Raw genomic sequence first — 16,807 nt, 5'->3', positions numbered from 1 at the left:
AAATGTCTCCCCGTCGCGGCCATTTTTGGCCTTCTGATCCACCCGATTTGTTCGGGTTTGGGTCGCAGGGCGCCCGTTGGGCACCCCGCTTTAGGTCTGGCTTACTGAACCCAGCCTTTTTCTTTATAGTACTTCTCAGCACCCGGATGCAGCGGAGCCGACAGGCCATCTGCAATCATCTCTTCGGGCTTAAGGTTGGCAAATGCAGGGTGCAGCTTTTTGAAATCGTCGAAGTTCTCGAAGACCGAGCTGACAACCGCATAAACTGCGTCATCTGACACGTCTGCCGAGGTCACGAACGTCGCGCCCACACCAAAGGTCGAGGTGTCGCCATCCGAACCACGGTACATGCCACCGGGGATTGTCGCAGTACGGTAGAACGAGTTGTCGTCTACCAGCTTGCTGACGGCGTCGCCGCTGACGTTCACCAGAACCGAGTCACAGGCTGTAGTCGCTTCCTGGATCGAACCCGACGGGTGACCAACGGTGTAAACCATCGCGTCGATCTGATTGTCGCACAGAGCCGCCGACTGTTCAGCCGCTTTCAGCTCGGTCGCCAGTTCGAAATCGTCGGTGGTCCAACCCATTTCGCCCAGCAGGACTTCCATCGTGCCGCGCTGACCGGAACCGGGGTTGCCGATGTTGACGCGCTTGCCCTTCAGGTCTTCGAAGTTGGTGATGCCGGAATCGGCACGTGCAACAACGGTGAATGGTTCGGGGTGTACCGAGAAGACGGCGCGCAGGTTTTCGAAGGGGCCAGCCTCTTCGAATTTCGAGCTGCCGTTATAGGCGTGGTACTGCCAGTCGGACTGGGCAACACCAAACTCCAGTTCGCCTTCGCGAATGGTGTTGATGTTGTAGACCGAACCACCGGTCGACTCGACCGAGCAACGCACGCCGTGCTCTTTGCGGCCTTTGTTCACCAGACGGCAGATCGCGCCACCAGTCGGATAGTACACGCCGGTCACACCGCCGGTACCAATGGTGATAAACTCTTCTGCATAAGCGGCCGGAGCCATAAGAGCTGCGGTAACGACCGCGCCCAGGCTAAGCTTGCTGCTATTTTTCATTTTTGAGAACTCCCAACTCTTATTGTGGATGAGAGACAGTTCAGCGGCCCCCATCCAGGGACCTTGCCGGTACGGCAAGCGAACCCGTCTTGCAACGGGTCAAGCATCTGAAATTTAAAAGTCTCCCAACGCCTTTGACGTTTCATTCAGACACTCCGCTTGTCAACCCCTGCGCGGGGTATGAAGGCCCCGATCCGCAGATGTGAGGAGATTTCCGAAAGTTTCCCCCTTTAACGGGGCGGTTTCGCACAGATCGGCATCACTGGGCCGGATCATGAACAACCGTGCCAGCTAAATATCCAAAAACACTTTGAAAGTTTGGATTTCGCAACCTAGGCTTGGCCTAACGACCCGATGTTTCATGAATTTACGCGGAAGGGTTCTGGACAGTGGACGGCAAATCACCCAGCCCGATGCTTTTGATTGCTCTAGCCCTCAGTGCGGCCATCGCAATCTGGGGCATTGCTGACCCGCAAGGCTTGGGTCGCATTGCTGCATCAGCGGTTGAAACGCAATTCAACAGCCGCGGCTGGTTCATCATGCTTGAAGTCAGCGGGCTTTTGTTTGTGGTCCTCTACTTGGCCTTGTCAAAGTTCGGAAGTATCCGCCTTGGCCCAGACACAGCCGAACCCGAGTTTTCAACAACCGCCTGGATCGCAATGTTATTTGCTGCCGGGATGGGTGTCGGGCTGCTGTTCTATGGGGCGGCAGAACCCCTGACCCATTACGAAGTGCTGCGCCAGTACGGTAGCGATGCCGAAGCGGCCAGTTATGCGATGTTCGTGACCTACTTGAACTGGGGATTCCACGCCTGGGCGATTTACGGAATCGTCGGATTGGTCATCGCCTATTTTGCCTATCGCCGAAATCGCACTTTGTTACTGAGTGCCCCAGTCACCGACGCACTTGGCGAAGCAGGATGGACAAAAGCGCTGGGGTGGGTTTTCGATCTGCTCTCGATCGTCGCAATTGCCGTCGGGTTGGCGGGCTCTATGGCCATGGGGGTATTTCAGATCCAGACCGGACTGGCAGGCCTGTTGGGTATAGAAACCCCGGGCGTGCTGACGCTGCCCGTTTTTGCCGCGCTGTGTATTGCGTTCATCATACCGTTGCGTCGCGATCTGGGCGACGGAATGGCCCTACTGTCCAACGCAGCAATGCTGATCGCCGTCGGGATGATGGTCTATCTTCTGGTGCTGGGTCCCACATCTTATCTGATGGATGGCATCGTTTCGGGATTCGGACGCTATCTGTTCGGTGTCCTACCCGCAGGATTCTCGACCGCGGAATTCTTCGACGACCTCTTGGTCGACTGGTTCCACGGCTGGACGCTGAACTATATGATCTGGTGGCTGGCTTGGTCACCTTTCGTGGGCATTTTTATCGCCCGGATTTCCCGCGGACGCACGATCCGAGAGTTTCTGATCGGAGTCGTCGTCACCCCTACACTTTTCTCTATCCTGTGGTTCGGCGTTTTTGGCGGCTTGGGTTTTTTCGATGCTTTGCGTCAGGACGGAGCCTTATCAGCCGTCAACGCAGAGAACCTTGACGCAACAACATTTGCGTTGCTTGAGCGCTTCCCGCTAGATGGCATCACAAGAATAGCAACAATCCTGGCCGCGTTCCTGTTCGTGGTTACCAGCGTCGTAAGCGCCGGGTTCACCCTTGCGATGATAGGGACCGGAGGCGACGACAACCCCTCCCCCCGAATTCGTACGATTTGGGGCATTATCCTTGGCGCGTTAGGGATGGCGATGATTCTGGTGGGCGATATCTCGCTGGTAAGGTCCATAATAGCGCTGTCAGCCATCGCCTTCGTGTTTATCGTGCCAATTCTTGTTGTCTGTCTGTTCAAACGTTTGGCGCAGGAGGACCGATCATGAGTGGCCAATTGATCGACACCGCACTGAACCTAAGCGTTTTCGCCTATGTTGGGTTTCTGGCGTGGCTGATCCTGCGACGCAGTAAGTGAGCGCAGAAACTGGGAATGGATTCGGCATGAACAACCCTAGTTTGTTCGCTTTTTCCTGAGTTTGCCGGAAAACTTGCCCGAAAAAGCTGCGCGCAATCCGGAACTTAGATTGTCGCCAAGCTTTCCAACGACCGTCAAAACCCCGACATTTTCGGTACCGGACCAAAAGTGGCAACATGAGCATTCGAAATGCCAAAAAAGAAAAAACAGAGAGCAGGTTACCCTAACTCTCTGTTTTTACCTTGGTACCCAAGGCCGGACTCGAACCGGCACGTCCGTTAGGACGGGGGATTTTGAATCCCCTGCGTCTACCATTCCGCCACTTGGGCCACGAACACTGGATTAGCGCTCATAATCGGGAAGGTCCAGAGGCAAAAAACAACCGATATTCAGTTTGTTTTCTTCAGGCACGGTTGACGACCCATCAGGCGCATGGTTTGGCTGACGCAACAAGAGAACGGGATTTTAGCATCTGATGTTGCGATCGCTCTATGACTGGACCATTCGTCTGGCCGAACACCCGCACGCGCTTTGGGCTCTGGCCATTGTGGCATTTGTCGAAAGCTCGTTCTTTCCGATTCCCCCGGACGTTCTGATGATTCCCATGATTCTTGCGCGCCCGTCGCGCGCCTGGCTGATCGCGACGGTCGCCCTGGTGGCGTCGGTGCTGGGAGGCATGCTGGGTTATGCGATCGGCGCGTTCTTCTATGAAAGCATCGGCCAACCCATCCTCGAATCCATGGGCAAAGCGCATGCCATGGAAGAGTTCAACACCAAGTTCAACGACTTCGGATTCTGGGCCGTGCTGGGCGCAGGGATTACCCCATTCCCGTATAAGGTAATCACCATCATGTCCGGTTGGACGGGCATGCCGCTGGGCACATTCATCGCCACGTCGATTCTGGCCCGCGCGCTCAGGTTCTTTGTTGTTGCCGGGCTGCTTTGGGGCTTTGGTGAACCCATTCGCAACTTCATCGAAAAGCGTCTGGGGCTTATGTTCACTCTGTTTGTCATCCTGCTGTTCGGTGGGTTCTTAGCGGTGAAGTTCCTATGACACGCAAAAAACTGTTGATCCTGATTGCGGCGGGCGGTTCCGCTGCGCTCTTGCTGGGCGCATGGGCGTTTCAGCACCTGGGCGGTATGGCCCCGTGCAAAATGTGCATCTGGCAACGTTATCCTCACGGCGCGGCCGTTCTGATTGGGGTTTTAGCCTTTGCCTTTCCGGGCATTCGCCCCCTACCGCTTTTGGGTGCGGTTGCTGCGATGGTGACTGCCGGGATTGGCATGTACCACACAGGCGTCGAGCAGAAATGGTGGGAAGGTCCAACCAGCTGCACGTCGGGTGATATTGGCGGGTTGTCCGCTGAGGAGCTTATGGATCAGATCATGTCCGCGCCACTTGTGCGCTGTGATGATATCCCATGGGAGATGTTCGGCCTATCGATGGCTGGCTGGAACGCTGTGTTGTCGGCTGGTCTGGTTTTGGTCTGGCTGGCCGCGTTCCGCGCGAAATAAGCGTTACTACGCGTCCAGTTCGGCATCCCAATAAAGAAAGTCGATCCAGCTGTCATGCAGGTGGTTCGGGGGGAACTTGCGCCCGATGTTTCGCAGCGCCTCGGCATCTGGCTGACGCGGCGGTTTGCGCAGCGACATGCCCGCCTGCCGCAGCGATTTCGACCCCTTCCTTAGGTTGCAAGGGCTACAGGCCGCCACAACGTTCTGCCAACTGGTCACACCCCCGGCAGCCCGCGGAACAACATGGTCAAAGGTCAGGTTGTCACGGCTTCCACAATACTGGCAGCGGAATTCGTCCCTTAAAAATAAATTAAAGCGCGTGAAGGCCACGCGCTTTCTGGGTTTTACATAGTCTTTCAGGACAACGACCGAAGGTATTCGGATCTCGGTACTTGGGCTTCGGACGACCTCGTCGTATTCGGCCACGATGTCCACCCTGTCCAGCCAGGCCGCCTTGATCGCTTCTTGCCAGGGCCACAGGGATAAGGGGTAATAGGACAAGGGGCGATAGTCGGCGTTCAAAACCAATGCCGGATGGTGCTTTAGGGCACCCGGTTCCCTGACAAATTCGGTCCTGAATTCTCCGTCCATATCGGAATCGCTCCTCGCTCTGCTCTGCCCGTTATTGACACCAGAGCGGGGAACACCCGCCCCGGCCTTAACTTAACTATATATCGTGTTAAAACTCTGACAAGCCCTGAGTTTCCACAACATCTCGGGTATTGAGTATGCCTGTTCCGTAACAGAGGCGTGACAGTTATCCACAGGTTGCGTTCTCTGCCTCTGGCAGGCTATGGCGGGATCATGAGCTGGTTCATACGATTCAACAAACCCTTCGATGTGTTGCCGCAGTTTACCGACCGCGCAAATGCAGAGACGCCGCGCAGCACATTGTCGGATTTCATCGACCTGCCCGGTGTGTATCCGGCTGGCCGTCTGGATCGCGACAGCGAGGGCCTGATGCTGCTGACGGACAACGGCCGGCTGCAGGCGCAAATATCGGACCCCAAGCACAAGATGCCCAAGACCTATTGGGTTCAGGTCGAAGGTCTGCCCGATGCTGCTGCCCTGAAAGCCCTGCGCGACGGGGTCGATCTGAAGGATGGAAAAACGCGCCCTGCCAAGGCCCGGTTGATGGTTGAGCCCGAAGGCCTGTGGCCACGAAACCCACCTATCCGCGTACGCCAAACAGTACCGGACAGCTGGATTGAACTGACCTTGCGCGAAGGCCGCAACCGGCAGGTTCGACGCATGACGGCAGCGGTCGGTCATCCCACCCTGCGCCTGATCCGCGCCCGGATCGGGGACTATACGCTAGAGGGATTGGCGCCCGGTCAGTGGGACAGCCTGACAGCTCCTACATTGGTTTCCGCACCGAAGCGCAAACGGGACCGCCGACCGCGCAGGTGACAAAAACGTCCTTTTGTAATAGACTTAAGGCATGAAAGTCACCCGAAGCACACCATCCCCAGAGGGGATCCTTGAGGCCGCGCTTTACGTTGGCGACATAGACGCAGCCGAACGATTCTATGGTGAGATACTGGCGTTAGAGTGTATTCAACGCGTCGCGAACCGACATGTATTTTTCCGCGTCGGCGGATCGGTGTTGTTGCTGTTCAACGCTGATGAGACGGCAAAACCGCCGGAAAATCCAAACCTGCCCGTCCCGCCGCATGGCGCACGCGGTCCCGGTCACGTCTGCATGACTTTATCGCGGACAGAGATCGACGAAATGCGCAAGCATCTGCTGGAGTGGAACATCCCCATAGACGCCGAGTTCGATTGGCCAAGCGGGGCACGGTCGCTGTATGTTCGGGACCCCGCCGGAAACTCGGTGGAATTCGCTGAAGGTCACCTGTGGGACTAAGACCCTAGCGCAGCGGTTTCTTTTCTCCCCCGACAATCCGGTAGATGTCACTCGAGATAACGCCCACTTCGCCCAGAATAGCCTGAAACTGGGCCATATGCGGGGCAGCGAAATGCGCCTCGAGCGCGGCCTGATCCTGCCATTCTTCATACACGCGGAACTTGTTGGATTGCCCGAGTATCTGGCTGAATTCATAGATCAGGCAGCCGGACTCTCTTATAGTCTCGGCAACCATTTTCTGTGCGGCCTCAAGGGCTTTGTCGACACTATCTAGCGACACTTCAACCGTTCCGGTGACTATCAGCATGTCGTTTCCTTCTCCAATTCAAACCGTTTCGAAATCCTGTCGACTGGCGTCCCGCCTTGCAGAGAAACAGCATAAGTGACCGAATAGTCGCGGAAACCCATCTTGTCGTAATAGCTATGCCCCTGCCGGTTGTCGGCCCGGATCGTCGCGTTGAGCGCGCTGAACCCAAGGGCCGCGGCATAGGTCGTGGTTTCTGAGAACAACGCCCGCCCGGCCCCTTTCAACACCGGCTCTCGCCGGGTGAAAGCCGCGATATCCGCGCAACCTTCCGGCAGGTTCGCATTCGTGCCAAGCCATTGAAACCCGGCCACCTCACCCTGTTCATCAAGGGCAACGTGGCAACAGATTTTGTCTGCGCCGTTCAGGTAGACTTGGGCAAACAGCGCCTCAGAAAACGGTGTTTCAAACGCGGTCGTCCCGCCGATAGCAATGATTTCGTTGAGAATACGACAGGCAACGGTCACATCCTCAGGCATCATGGGACGGACCGCGATCATCGCTACAGGCTCAGCTTGTCGCGCATAAAGGCCAGCGCGACGCTAAGACCGTCCGGGGCAATCCCGTGGCCGGTGCCTTTCATGACATGCGCATATACTTCTTTGAAATCTGCAGCCTGCAGTGCTTCGGCAGCTTCGGGCAACGATTGTGGTGGAACCACGTCGTCGGCATCACCATGCACCAAAAGGATCGGCATTCGGCTGACGGTTTCGTCGGGCAGCAGGTCCGGTTCCAACAACCGGCCAGAGAACGCAACAATCCCAGCCACCGGGTCTTCGCGGCGCGGCGCGACGTACAGGCTCATCATCGTACCTTGCGAGAACCCAAACAGGACCACCTGCTCTGGCAGCACATCCTCATCCACCATAAGCGCATCGAGGAAGGCGTTGAAATCGTCGGCGGCCATTTCCATGCCACGGCGTGCTTCTTCTTCGGACGACCCGTCAATCCACGGGATCGGAAACCACTGATATCCGTTGGGCATTCCAGGAATCTGTTCCGGCGCATCGGGTGACACAAACAACGTGTCGGGCAGATGTTCCCCCAGCGGATCGGCCAGCCCCAGCAAATCGGCCCCGTTGGCGCCATAGCCGTGCACGAACACCACGACCGAGCGTGTATCGCCCGAAACCGGCTCTTTTCGGAGCGCATTCAAAACCCGTGTCATCTGATCCCTTCTCGTTCTTTTGCCACCCGGTAATAGGCCCACAAAACCCGCGCCGCAACCGACCGCCAAGGCGACCAGGCTTCGGCCATCTGGCGCAGCTGTTTGTCGGTCGGCCGATCGGGCAAATCAAAGAGGATGCGCGCAGCTTCTTGCAGCGCCAGATCGCCCGGCGCGATCACGTCAGCGCGGCCAAGCGAAAACATGGCGTAGATCTCGGCGGTCCAGACGCCAATACCCGACACCTCGGTCAGGATCGCCACCACGTCATCGTTTGAAACGTCCCGCAAGGCTTTGTAGTCAATGCGCGCCTCAGCCAAAGCGCGGGCGTAGCGAATTTTTTGCCGGCTCAACCCAACTGCACGCAGATCATCGTCGGTGGCCCACATGATTTTGCGCGGGCCGGTCAGTTTCGCATCCTTCAACCGGTTCCAGATCGCATTGGCCGAGGCCACACTCACCTGCTGGCTGACTATGGCGCTAAGCAGTTGCGCAAACCCGTCCGGGCGACGGCGCAAGGGCAACGGACCGGTCTGTTCCATCGCATAGGCCATGCGCGGGCAGCTTTCGGCCAGCCACGTAGCGCCTTCTTCTACGCAGTCGGGTGTTTCTATGATCCGTCCAACGGACATGTGCTCTCCGGCCTCGATGATCGACTGCACGTTAGGCCGCTTTGCCGCAGATGCAACCCGCTTGTGCACAATCGTTTTCGCCATTACGCATGTGCTCATGACGATGACCGCCACCCCCTCCGACAACAGTCAGGCCAAACGGAATGTCGCCGTTCTGGTGGCCGCGCAGGCCTTGCTTGGCGCACAGATGCCGATGATCTTTATCGTCGGTGGGCTGGCCGGACAGTCATTGGCAACCAATCCCTGCCTGGCGACTCTGCCCATATCTTTGATCGTCCTTGGCTCAATGCTGGCGGCGACGCCGATCTCGGCCATCATGCAACGGTGGGGTCGCCGGGCTGGATTTCTGGTCGGCGCGACGGCAGGGGCTTGCGGCGGGCTTGTCGGCGCTTATGGCTTGTTTCTGGGGTCATTCCCAGTGTTTCTTGCTGGCAGCCTGCTGACCGGCATCTACATGAGCGCGCACGGTTTCTACCGCTTTGCCGCCGCTGACACCGCATCGGACGATTTCCGTCCCAAAGCGATTTCCTACGTCATGGCGGGCGGTCTGGCAGCGGCAATCATCGGGCCTCAGATCGTCAAACTGACCTCGACCGCGTATGTCATCCCTTTTCTCGGTACGTATATCGCTGTCATCGCAGTGAACGTCATTGGCTCGGCCCTGTTCTTATTCCTCGACATTCCGACCCCGCCCAAGCCTGCGGCTGATGCCCCCAAAGGACGGTCCCGAATCGAGCTTCTGAAGACGCCGCGCATCGCGGTTGCGATCATCTGCGCCATGGTGTCCTACGCGCTGATGAACCTTGTGATGACGTCGACACCGCTGGCCGTCGTGGGCTGCGGGTTCAGCGCCAATGACGCGGCGGATGTCGTCACCAGCCACGTGTTGGCGATGTACATTCCCAGCTTTTTCACCGGACAATTGATTGCCCGCTTTGGGGTCGAACGGATTGTGGCACTGGGCCTACTCATTCTTGCCGCAGCCGGAGTGGTGGCTTTGCAGGGCGTTGAACTGGGTAATTTCTTTGTCGCGCTGATCTTGCTGGGCATCGGCTGGAACTTTGGTTTTATCGGCGCAACCACCATGTTGGCTGAATCGCACGACGTCAGCGAGCGCGGACGCATGCAGGGGTTGAACGACTTGCTGGTGTTTGGTGGCGTCACGTTTGCCTCGCTGGCTTCCGGTGGGCTAATGAACTGTTCTGGCGGCTCTCCGATTGAAGGTTGGACCGCGGTGAACGTCGCGATGATCCCCCTTCTGACTTTGGCGGGCGGCGCGCTTTTGTGGCTGACGATGCGGCCCCGAACGGCCTAATCGTTAAGGTTCAGTATCGGTGCAAAGGCACCTAATCTCTGTGCCTCGGCGATCCCCTCATCAATGTGCATGCGGTAGATATCCCACATCTGCCGTCTCAGGGTACGGCCTTTGTCGGTAATGCGCAGGATTTTTCCCCGTCCGTCCCCCGCCGCAGCATGGCGCGTCAACAACCCGTCCTCCGCCATCCGTGCGACCTGCCGGGAAAAGCTGGACTGATCAAACAGCAGCTGTTGCTCCAGCTGTTTAGGTCGCAGGCCGTCTGGCGCTCGTTCCAACTCCCACAACACGTCATACCAGTGCAGCCGTGGATATCCCGCTGCCACCAGCGCGCGCTCGGCCCGGGAAAAGATCCGGGTGCGTGTCTGGTTCAGTGCGATCCAAGCCGCCTCTCGCTCTTCAAATCCGCTCATCACGCCTCCGCGAGGATTGTGGTTTTTCTTTGCTCATCATTTTAGATGCATTTACATGTTAATTATCAACCCTGCAAATCAGAGAAATGTCATGAAGCTGTTTACCGCATCTGCCCTCGTCTTGGCACTGGCCACACCAGTCCTTGCCGAAACTTATCACTTTGATCAAAGTCACACCGAAATCCGTTTCTACTACAACCACGCGGGACTGACCGAACAATCCGGCGAATGGACCACCGTATCCGGCACCGTCGAGTTTGACCCCGAAAATGTCACCGCAACCAGCGCGGATATCACAATCGACGCCTCAAGTGTTGAAACCGGTTGGGGGCCGCTCAACGACCACCTCAAAAGCGGTGACTTCTTCGATGTCGAAGCTTACCCAAACATCAAATTCGTCTCGACCTCGGCGGTGCAAACCGGTGCAAGCACCCTGCAAATGATCGGAGATTTGACAATCAAGGATCAGACCAAGCCCGCAACGCTTGAGATCGACCTGACCTTCATGGGCGAACATCCCCTGGCCGGATTTTTCGATTATTACAAAGGTGACTGGGTTGGCGTCGAAGCCGCTGGCCAGCTTTTGCGCAGCGAGTATGGCGTCGGGATGTTTGCCCCGGGAACGTCAGACTTGGTGCAGCTGAAAATCTCGGCCGAAATGCGCGCCGGCGGCTGGGAGTAATTACCAGCGCCCCGTTGCCGCCTGCACCATCAATGACAGGCGGCGGCGGATTTCACCCGGCCCAAGGGTTCCAGAGGCGACCCTGTCCGGGCGCGCAATGACCTGCTTTAGAACCAATTCAGTTTGCCAACCGGCATGCAACGCGGCAGCAGCTTTTGCCGAAACCGAGTATCGCTGAGTACGTGCCCGTTTCAACCGCCTGTACGCTTTTTCGGCCAGACGCTGAACACCCGCAGGCGTGCCATCCAGCAGCGGAATTCGCCCACGCGCTTCCAGATCCGGAATGGCGCGCAACCAATTGGCAACCCCAACGGCATAGCCAAAATCCCGCACGACATCTTCATCCGCAGACCCAAGGGCCTGTGCCGCCACCACCGTGAGCGTGCCCGAGCTGTGGTTTATGTATGCGTCGAAATGATCTTCGTCCTCGAACGGGTCGCGATAAATATCCCAACGCCTTACGGCCACATATTCATCCATCATCGACGCAAGATGAGGGGACAGGACACGCGACAGCGGTGTGACGACCTCATGCCGACGCACGGTTGGACCTTCGGCAATCTCTTGCAAAGCATCGCGCCACCATTGCAGGCGCATCTCGGCAATCATCGGCTCTTGCGTCACCCAGGGTACCCGGGCGACTTCGATGTTCAGCGCATAGATCGGAAACAACACCGCCCGTGCGGAAACTAGGGCCGCCATGGCTGCCATGAATCGGTCGGGATCGGCCTTGTGCAACAGTGCAGCACAGGCCTTGACGTCATCGTCAAATGGCGCACTCACTCGGCAACTGCCGACTGTGGGCCGCAATCACGCACCAGCTTCCACTGAATCGCGTCCAGCAGCGCCTCGAACGAGGCATCGACTATGTTCGCGCTGACACCAACGGTGGACCACCGGCGCCCCTGCCCGTCTTCACTATCGATGATGACACGGGTCACGGCCTCGGTGCCGCCCTGCGTGATACGCACCTTGAAGTCGACCAGGTGCATATCATCCAATATCCGCGAATACTGCCCCAGATCCTTGGCCAGCGCCTTGGCCAGCGCGTTCACCGGACCCCGGTCACCGCCGGACCCATCCAGAGACTCGCTGACCGACAGCTTCTTTTCACCATCGACCTTCACCACAACAACGGCCTCGGACAAGCTGACCATCTTGTTGTACTTGTTCTTGCGCCGTTCAACGGTCACCTTGTACCGCTTTACCTCAAAGAATTGAGGCAGTTGACCCAGTTCATCCCGCGCCAGAAGCTCAAAGCTGGCCTGCGCGGTGTCGTAGGAATAACCTTCTGCCTCGCGCAGCTTGATCCGCTCGAGGATACGGCCCAAAGCCGGGTCACTGGGCTCGACCGACAAACCGGCCTCGATCAAGCGCTGGCGCAGGTTCGACTGCCCCGCCTGGTTCGACATCGGAATGATCCGTATGTTCCCAACCGACGCCGGATCCACATGTTCATAGGTCGTCGGGTCCTTGAGGATCGCGCTGGCATGCAGCCCTGCCTTGTGCGCAAATGCGGACGCCCCGACATAGGCCGATTGTTTGCTGGGCACCCGGTTCAGGATCTCGTCCAGCATGCGGCTGACGCGGGTCAGACCCGCCAGCGCCTCGACACTGACGCCGATGTCAAAATTTGATGCATAGGGTTCCTTCAGCAGCAGCGTCGGGATCAATGAGGTTAGATTCGCATTTCCGCATCGCTCACCCAATCCGTTCAAAGTTCCCTGAACCTGCCGCGCGCCCGCATCGACGGCCGCCAAAGAACAGCCCACCGCGTTTTCCGTATCGTTATGGGTATGGATACCCAATCGGTCCCCCGGTAGACCCGCCGCGACCATCTCGGACACAATCCGCGACACTTCTGCGGGCAAAGCGCCGCCATTGGTGTCGCACAGAACAACCCAGCGCGCACCGGCATCCATCGCGGCCCGGCAAACCTCAAGCGCATAGGTTGGATTGTCCTTGTAGCCGTCAAAGAAATGCTCGGCATCAAACAGTGCCTCGCGCCCCTGCGCGACTATATGCGCAACCGAGGCACGGACGTTCTCGACATTCTCCTCAAGCGAGATGCCGAGCGCATCCGTCACGTGATAATCGTGCGACTTACCCACCAGACAGACCGCCCGCGTGCCCGCGTTCATCACCGCCGCCAAAACATCGTCATTCTCAGCCGACCGGCCCGACCGTTTGGTCATCCCAAAGGCCGTCAAGCAGGCTGACGTTTTGGGAGCCGCATCAAAAAACGCGCTGTCCGTCGGATTCGCCCCCGGCCACCCGCCTTCGATGTAATCCACGCCCAACTCGTCCAGAGCCTGAGCGATCTGCGCCTTCTCAGCGGTCGAGAACTGCACACCCTGTGTCTGCTGCCCGTCGCGCAGAGTAGTGTCGTAGAGGTAGAGGCGTTCTTTGGTCATCGTTCTGGCTCTTTTGGTTTGATCGGCGGTACTCATTCACGCACTTTTTTTGAGCGTGGCACGTATACTAACTTAAGTCTCCGCAAGCAGGTTTTTGTATTGTTGCTCCAAACCTTCACGATCTTGCTTCATACGCGTAAGTGTTTCAGACCACTGCTTTTCTTTGGCCTGCTCTCTTCGCTCTGATGTAATGGCTCCGTCTGAAGTTCTTATGACAACGACATCAAACAGAGGAAGAACATTCCATTCAAAGCCGTCTTTTGTATCACGCGCTTCTATACCATAGACGCGAAGTTGATCCCGGATTTGATCAGACCAACCAAACAAAAGGCCACCAGTCTTTTTATCGCCAGATTTCATCAAATCTCTAGCATTTGATTTAATTCCGCTTCTGAGAGACATCCAACTCTCAACTTCATATTTTAAGTGCAAAGCATAATCGGCTCTTTCTTCTATCCAAGCCGCCATCTCTGGTTCTAAAAGCCCCAAGAAACGAGCGCTAGCCAAAAGTCCAGCCGCATCCCCTTCCTCAGCCAACCTGTGCAATTCGGCCAAGGCACCCGCGGTATTTAGATCATCCGCGACAGCGGCGGCGACCGCCGGCGAGGGGCTTTCGGCGGGCTCGACCCCAGAAGTAAGATCATGCCAAGACTCGAGTGTCTGCCGGGCCTCATCTCGCTTCTCTTTAGTCCAATCCATAGGCTGCCGGTAATGGGTCTGCAGGAAGACAAACCGGATCACCTCACCCGGAACGCCCTGTTCCAACAAGTCATGCACGGTGAAGAAGTTGCCCAGCGATTTGGACATCTTCTTGCCTTCCACCTGCAACATCTCGTTGTGCAGCCAGACGCGCGCGAACTCACCATGCGGATGGGCGCATTTGCTCTGGGCGATCTCGTTTTCATGGTGCGGGAACATCAGGTCGTTTCCGCCACCGTGAATATCAAAGCTCTCGCCCAGCAGCTCATAGCTCATGGCCGAACATTCGATGTGCCACCCCGGACGACCACGACCCCATGGGCTATCCCACCCCGGCAACTCATCGGTCGAGGGTTTCCACAGCACGAAATCCATCGGGTTCCGCTTGTAAGGCGCAACCTCAACCCGGGCACCGGCGATCATGTCATCCACCGACCGACCAGACAAAGCGCCGTAGTGCTCCTTCCAGCTGTCAACCGCGAACAGAACGTGTCCTTCGGCTGCGTAAGCGTGACCCTTCGCGATCAAATCCTCAATCATCGCAACCATTTGCGCGATGTACTGAGTCGCACGCGGCATCTCGTCGGGCTCAAGCGCGCCCAATGCGCCCATGTCGTGCAGATACCAGCCGATGGTTTCATCTGACCGCTCCTGCACCAACTGCTCCAGCGTGCCCTCAGCACCCGCTTTCTGGCGTGCCAGCGCGGTCGCGTTGATCTTGTCATCCACGTCGGTGAAATTGCGTACATAGGTCACGTGATCCGCGCCGTAGACATGGCGCAGCAACCGATAGAGCACGTCAAACACCACCACGGGCCGCGCGTTGCCCAGATGGGCGCGATCATAAACCGTTGGACCACAGACATACATCCGCACGTTTTCAGGATCGATCGGTACGAAATCCTCTTTCGTCCGTGTCCGTGTGTTGTGCAGTTTGATCGTCGTCATCGGTCGGCTCCTAAGAACGGCAAAGCGTGTCGCGTTGGCGCGGGCTTAGCAACTTGTCTCAGGGATGAAAACGAAAGAAACCGGCCCGCTTGATAAATCAGCAGGTAATGCAGCAGATAATGATGCAGGTCATACGGTTCATGTCCTTCCCCTAACATGGACAACGCGTTCAGCCAAGACTTGAGTTCAATCTCAAGGTGACGCACCCTTTCGACCATGAGCCGAGAATTCGTCAATTCAATCTGCCGCACGTTTCCAGGCGCTGACCTTTCCGACCCTTGGGGCGGAGGCCATGATGCCTGGAAGGTTGGCGGTAAGATGTTTGCCTGCATCGGCACTGCCAACGATGGCGTGTCCGTCAAAACGCCTGATATCGAGACGGCTCAGATGCTGATCGAAGCAGGTGTCGGTACCAAAGCCCCCTATTTTCATCGCAGCTGGATCCGCCTGCCGTTTGACTGTGACGAGGATGAGATGCGTCATCGGCTGGCCACTTCCTACGATCTGATGCGGTCTTCCCTGACGAAAAAAGTGCAGTCCACGTTGCCCCCACGAAGCTGATTGACATTTTCCAATGCCTCTGGCCCATTCTGCGCTGAAGACAAGATCGGAGCGTGCCATGAAACTGTCGCAGCGTATCACTCATCTGACCGGAGGTGGCAGTGATGGGTGGGATGTATTTTACCGCGCGCGCCGGATGATCAGCGAAGGGCACGTCATTACTGAACTCACCATTGGTGAGCATGACATTCGTACGCACCCGACCATTCTGGATGCCATGGATCTATCGGCGCGTCAGGGAAACACCGGCTACGCTGTGGTGCCCGGTTCCGATTTGCTGCGCGATACCGTTGCGGCGCGCATTCAGGCCCGCACTGGTCAGAAGACAAGCCGAAATAACGTGTTGATCACTCCGGGCGGCCAATCTGCCCTATTCGCAGCCCACGTGGCGGTGTGCGATCCCAGTGATGTCGGCCTATATCTCGATCCCTACTACGCGACTTACCCCGGCACGATCCGGGGCGCCGGTGCGACAGCCCGCGCCATCCAGACCACCGCTGAGGATGCATTCCAGCCGCGCGCGCAGCAGATCGATGCGGCGGCAGATGGTGCGGTTTCGCTGTTGATCAACAGCCCGAACAACCCCACTGGTGTCGTATATTCCCGCGAGACGCTGAACGGTATCGCAGATGTTTGCCGTGACCGCGACCTGTGGCTGATCTCGGATGAGGTTTATGACACGCAGGTCTGGGAAGGTGAGCATATCTCACCACGTACCCTGCCCGGAATGGCCGAACGTACTTTGGTCGTTGGTTCGATGTCCAAGTCACACGCGATGACCGGGTCCCGGTGCGGTTGGGTGGTCGGCCCCGAGGAGGTGATCGCCCATCTCATCAATCTGGCTACGCACACAACTTACGGCGTGCCTGGGTTCATTCAGGACGCCGCCAGTTTTGCCTTGAGCGCGGGTCATGATCTTGAAGAGGAAATCGCCGCTCCGTTCCGGCGTCGTCGCGCGTTGGCGGTCGAGATTCTTGCCACCCAGAACACCATTGGCCTCGTGCCGGCACAGGGTGCGATGTACCTGATGCTGGACATCCGCGCAGCGGGGCTAAGCGGTGAGGCATTCGCCAACGCATTGCTGGATACACACGCAATTGCCGTCATGCCCGGTGAAAGTTTTGGCACAGCGGCGGCAGGACACGTGCGGGTTGCGATGACAATTGATGACGACCGCTTTGCTGCAGCACTCAGAACAATTTGCGATTTCGCCGCCGCCCTGGCGGAAAGTCACGCGGCAGAATAGACGG

19 protein-coding genes and 1 tRNA gene are annotated in these 16,807 nt (G+C 57.5%); 9 read left to right on the top strand and 11 right to left on the bottom strand.

Translation table 11 applies throughout. The features are described from left to right. Nucleotides 1–101: 101 nt before the first annotated feature. Nucleotides 102–1,070 (bottom strand): TAXI family TRAP transporter solute-binding subunit, encoded by a 969-nt coding sequence (locus tag DK510_RS09370; protein ID WP_058271718.1) that lies wholly within the window; start codon nucleotides 1,068–1,070, stop codon nucleotides 102–104. A 389-nt stretch (nucleotides 1,071–1,459) separates the two neighbouring features. On the opposite strand from DK510_RS09370, the gene DK510_RS09365 reads away from it, so the two are divergent. Next, entirely contained in the window at nucleotides 1,460–2,953 is a 1,494-nt protein-coding gene (locus DK510_RS09365; RefSeq protein ID WP_234998995.1) for a BCCT family transporter, read from the top strand. Between the two features lie 332 nt (nucleotides 2,954–3,285). Here the strand turns inward: DK510_RS09365 and DK510_RS09360 are convergent. Next, a tRNA-Leu gene (locus DK510_RS09360) sits at nucleotides 3,286–3,371 on the bottom strand. A 146-nt stretch (nucleotides 3,372–3,517) separates the two neighbouring features. On the opposite strand from DK510_RS09360, the gene DK510_RS09355 reads away from it, so the two are divergent. Next, the gene (locus DK510_RS09355; protein WP_058278010.1) at nucleotides 3,518–4,096 is read left to right on the top strand and encodes a YqaA family protein; all 579 of its coding nucleotides are present in this window, start codon (nucleotides 3,518–3,520) and stop codon (nucleotides 4,094–4,096) included. Beyond that, nucleotides 4,093–4,557, top strand: a complete 465-nt coding sequence (locus DK510_RS09350) for a disulfide bond formation protein B (RefSeq protein ID WP_109311839.1) — start codon at nucleotides 4,093–4,095, stop codon at nucleotides 4,555–4,557. The genes DK510_RS09355 and DK510_RS09350 overlap by 4 nt, the downstream gene beginning before the upstream one ends. A gap of 6 nt (nucleotides 4,558–4,563) precedes the next feature. On the opposite strand, the gene DK510_RS09345 is transcribed toward DK510_RS09350, so the two are convergent. Then, nucleotides 4,564–5,148: an HNH endonuclease gene (locus tag DK510_RS09345; protein WP_058278012.1), complete on the bottom strand. Its 585-nt coding sequence runs from the start codon at nucleotides 5,146–5,148 to the stop codon at nucleotides 4,564–4,566. A gap of 213 nt (nucleotides 5,149–5,361) precedes the next feature. Between DK510_RS09345 and DK510_RS09340 the strand changes: the two genes are divergently transcribed. Together DK510_RS09340 and DK510_RS09335 are read left to right on the top strand one after the other, a co-directional pair. Beyond that, nucleotides 5,362–5,967: an rRNA large subunit pseudouridine synthase E gene (locus DK510_RS09340; RefSeq protein WP_109311838.1), complete on the top strand. Its 606-nt coding sequence runs from the start codon at nucleotides 5,362–5,364 to the stop codon at nucleotides 5,965–5,967. Between the two features lie 31 nt (nucleotides 5,968–5,998). Continuing rightward, the gene (locus DK510_RS09335) at nucleotides 5,999–6,424 is read left to right on the top strand and encodes a VOC family protein (RefSeq protein ID WP_109311837.1); all 426 of its coding nucleotides are present in this window, start codon (nucleotides 5,999–6,001) and stop codon (nucleotides 6,422–6,424) included. Nucleotides 6,425–6,428: 4 nt separating this feature from the next. On the opposite strand, the gene DK510_RS09330 is transcribed toward DK510_RS09335, so the two are convergent. From DK510_RS09330 to DK510_RS09315, 4 genes are read right to left on the bottom strand one after another with little or no spacing between them, the layout of a single operon-like run. After that, entirely contained in the window at nucleotides 6,429–6,731 is a 303-nt protein-coding gene (locus tag DK510_RS09330; RefSeq protein ID WP_109311836.1) for a putative quinol monooxygenase, read from the bottom strand. Beyond that, nucleotides 6,725–7,228, bottom strand: a complete 504-nt coding sequence (locus DK510_RS09325) for a GNAT family N-acetyltransferase (RefSeq protein WP_109311835.1) — start codon at nucleotides 7,226–7,228, stop codon at nucleotides 6,725–6,727. The genes DK510_RS09330 and DK510_RS09325 overlap by 7 nt, the downstream gene beginning before the upstream one ends. 2 nt (nucleotides 7,229–7,230) lie before the next feature. Next, the gene (locus DK510_RS09320; RefSeq protein WP_058271726.1) at nucleotides 7,231–7,896 is read right to left on the bottom strand and encodes an alpha/beta hydrolase; all 666 of its coding nucleotides are present in this window, start codon (nucleotides 7,894–7,896) and stop codon (nucleotides 7,231–7,233) included. After that, nucleotides 7,893–8,525 (bottom strand): DNA-3-methyladenine glycosylase, encoded by a 633-nt coding sequence (locus DK510_RS09315; protein ID WP_109311898.1) that lies wholly within the window; start codon nucleotides 8,523–8,525, stop codon nucleotides 7,893–7,895. Before DK510_RS09315 ends, DK510_RS09320 begins: the two co-directional genes overlap by 4 nt. 97 nt (nucleotides 8,526–8,622) lie before the next feature. Between DK510_RS09315 and DK510_RS09310 the strand changes: the two genes are divergently transcribed. Further along, entirely contained in the window at nucleotides 8,623–9,840 is a 1,218-nt protein-coding gene (locus DK510_RS09310; protein WP_109311834.1) for an MFS transporter, read from the top strand. On the opposite strand, the gene DK510_RS09305 is transcribed toward DK510_RS09310, so the two are convergent. Next, the gene (locus DK510_RS09305) at nucleotides 9,837–10,253 is read right to left on the bottom strand and encodes a MarR family winged helix-turn-helix transcriptional regulator (protein WP_109311833.1); all 417 of its coding nucleotides are present in this window, start codon (nucleotides 10,251–10,253) and stop codon (nucleotides 9,837–9,839) included. The two genes, DK510_RS09310 and DK510_RS09305, sit on opposite strands and share 4 nt — an antisense overlap. A 91-nt stretch (nucleotides 10,254–10,344) precedes the next feature. On the opposite strand from DK510_RS09305, the gene DK510_RS09300 reads away from it, so the two are divergent. Then, nucleotides 10,345–10,935 (top strand): YceI family protein, encoded by a 591-nt coding sequence (locus DK510_RS09300; RefSeq protein ID WP_109311832.1) that lies wholly within the window; start codon nucleotides 10,345–10,347, stop codon nucleotides 10,933–10,935. On the opposite strand, the gene DK510_RS09295 is transcribed toward DK510_RS09300, so the two are convergent. The 3 genes from DK510_RS09295 to cysS all read right to left on the bottom strand — a co-directional run bounded on the left by DK510_RS09295 (nucleotide 10,936) and on the right by cysS (nucleotide 14,996). Beyond that, nucleotides 10,936–11,718: a squalene/phytoene synthase family protein gene (locus DK510_RS09295; RefSeq protein ID WP_109311831.1), complete on the bottom strand. Its 783-nt coding sequence runs from the start codon at nucleotides 11,716–11,718 to the stop codon at nucleotides 10,936–10,938. Beyond that, the gene (gene cimA, locus DK510_RS09290; RefSeq protein ID WP_109311897.1) at nucleotides 11,715–13,349 is read right to left on the bottom strand and encodes a citramalate synthase; all 1,635 of its coding nucleotides are present in this window, start codon (nucleotides 13,347–13,349) and stop codon (nucleotides 11,715–11,717) included. The genes DK510_RS09295 and cimA overlap by 4 nt, the downstream gene beginning before the upstream one ends. Nucleotides 13,350–13,421: 72 nt before the next feature. After that, complete coding sequence (gene cysS / locus DK510_RS09285) at nucleotides 13,422–14,996, bottom strand: cysteine--tRNA ligase (protein WP_109311830.1); 1,575 nt, start codon at nucleotides 14,994–14,996, stop codon at nucleotides 13,422–13,424. 216 nt (nucleotides 14,997–15,212) lie between these two features. Here cysS and DK510_RS09275 point away from each other — a divergent pair, with 216 nt between their 5' ends. Together DK510_RS09275 and DK510_RS09270 are read left to right on the top strand one after the other, a co-directional pair. Then, nucleotides 15,213–15,557, top strand: coding sequence for an MmcQ/YjbR family DNA-binding protein (locus DK510_RS09275; protein ID WP_109311828.1), 345 nt, complete (start codon nucleotides 15,213–15,215; stop codon nucleotides 15,555–15,557). Between the two features lie 58 nt (nucleotides 15,558–15,615). Continuing rightward, nucleotides 15,616–16,803, top strand: coding sequence for a pyridoxal phosphate-dependent aminotransferase (locus tag DK510_RS09270; RefSeq protein ID WP_109311827.1), 1,188 nt, complete (start codon nucleotides 15,616–15,618; stop codon nucleotides 16,801–16,803). Nucleotides 16,804–16,807: the final 4 nt, after the last annotated feature.

Source organism: Ruegeria sp. AU67, assembly GCF_900312795.1.
Taxonomy (GTDB): Bacteria; Pseudomonadota; Alphaproteobacteria; order Rhodobacterales; family Rhodobacteraceae; genus Ruegeria; species Ruegeria atlantica.
This window is presented reverse-complemented; position numbering and strand designations above follow the sequence as displayed.

What these genes read in the sequence shown, in the direction of transcription:
- DK510_RS09355 (WP_058278010.1), top strand. Translation starts at nt 3,518, where the DNA reads ATGTTGCGATCGCTCTATGACTGGACCATTCGTCTGGCCGAACACCCG.
- DK510_RS09305 (WP_109311833.1), bottom strand. Translation starts at nt 10,253, where the DNA reads ATGAGCGGATTTGAAGAGCGAGAGGCGGCTTGGATCGCACTGAACCAG.
- DK510_RS09275 (WP_109311828.1), top strand. Translation starts at nt 15,213, where the DNA reads ATGAGCCGAGAATTCGTCAATTCAATCTGCCGCACGTTTCCAGGCGCT.
- DK510_RS09300 (WP_109311832.1), top strand. Translation starts at nt 10,345, where the DNA reads ATGAAGCTGTTTACCGCATCTGCCCTCGTCTTGGCACTGGCCACACCA.
- DK510_RS09340 (WP_109311838.1), top strand. Translation starts at nt 5,362, where the DNA reads ATGAGCTGGTTCATACGATTCAACAAACCCTTCGATGTGTTGCCGCAG.
- DK510_RS09350 (WP_109311839.1), top strand. Translation starts at nt 4,093, where the DNA reads ATGACACGCAAAAAACTGTTGATCCTGATTGCGGCGGGCGGTTCCGCT.
- DK510_RS09330 (WP_109311836.1), bottom strand. Translation starts at nt 6,731, where the DNA reads ATGCTGATAGTCACCGGAACGGTTGAAGTGTCGCTAGATAGTGTCGAC.
- cysS (WP_109311830.1), bottom strand. Translation starts at nt 14,996, where the DNA reads ATGACGACGATCAAACTGCACAACACACGGACACGGACGAAAGAGGAT.
- DK510_RS09310 (WP_109311834.1), top strand. Translation starts at nt 8,623, where the DNA reads ATGACGATGACCGCCACCCCCTCCGACAACAGTCAGGCCAAACGGAAT.
- DK510_RS09320 (WP_058271726.1), bottom strand. Translation starts at nt 7,896, where the DNA reads ATGACACGGGTTTTGAATGCGCTCCGAAAAGAGCCGGTTTCGGGCGAT.
- DK510_RS09325 (WP_109311835.1), bottom strand. Translation starts at nt 7,228, where the DNA reads ATGATCGCGGTCCGTCCCATGATGCCTGAGGATGTGACCGTTGCCTGT.
- cimA (WP_109311897.1), bottom strand. Translation starts at nt 13,349, where the DNA reads ATGACCAAAGAACGCCTCTACCTCTACGACACTACTCTGCGCGACGGG.
- DK510_RS09345 (WP_058278012.1), bottom strand. Translation starts at nt 5,148, where the DNA reads ATGGACGGAGAATTCAGGACCGAATTTGTCAGGGAACCGGGTGCCCTA.
- DK510_RS09370 (WP_058271718.1), bottom strand. Translation starts at nt 1,070, where the DNA reads ATGAAAAATAGCAGCAAGCTTAGCCTGGGCGCGGTCGTTACCGCAGCT.
- DK510_RS09335 (WP_109311837.1), top strand. Translation starts at nt 5,999, where the DNA reads ATGAAAGTCACCCGAAGCACACCATCCCCAGAGGGGATCCTTGAGGCC.
- DK510_RS09315 (WP_109311898.1), bottom strand. Translation starts at nt 8,525, where the DNA reads ATGTCCGTTGGACGGATCATAGAAACACCCGACTGCGTAGAAGAAGGC.
- DK510_RS09270 (WP_109311827.1), top strand. Translation starts at nt 15,616, where the DNA reads ATGAAACTGTCGCAGCGTATCACTCATCTGACCGGAGGTGGCAGTGAT.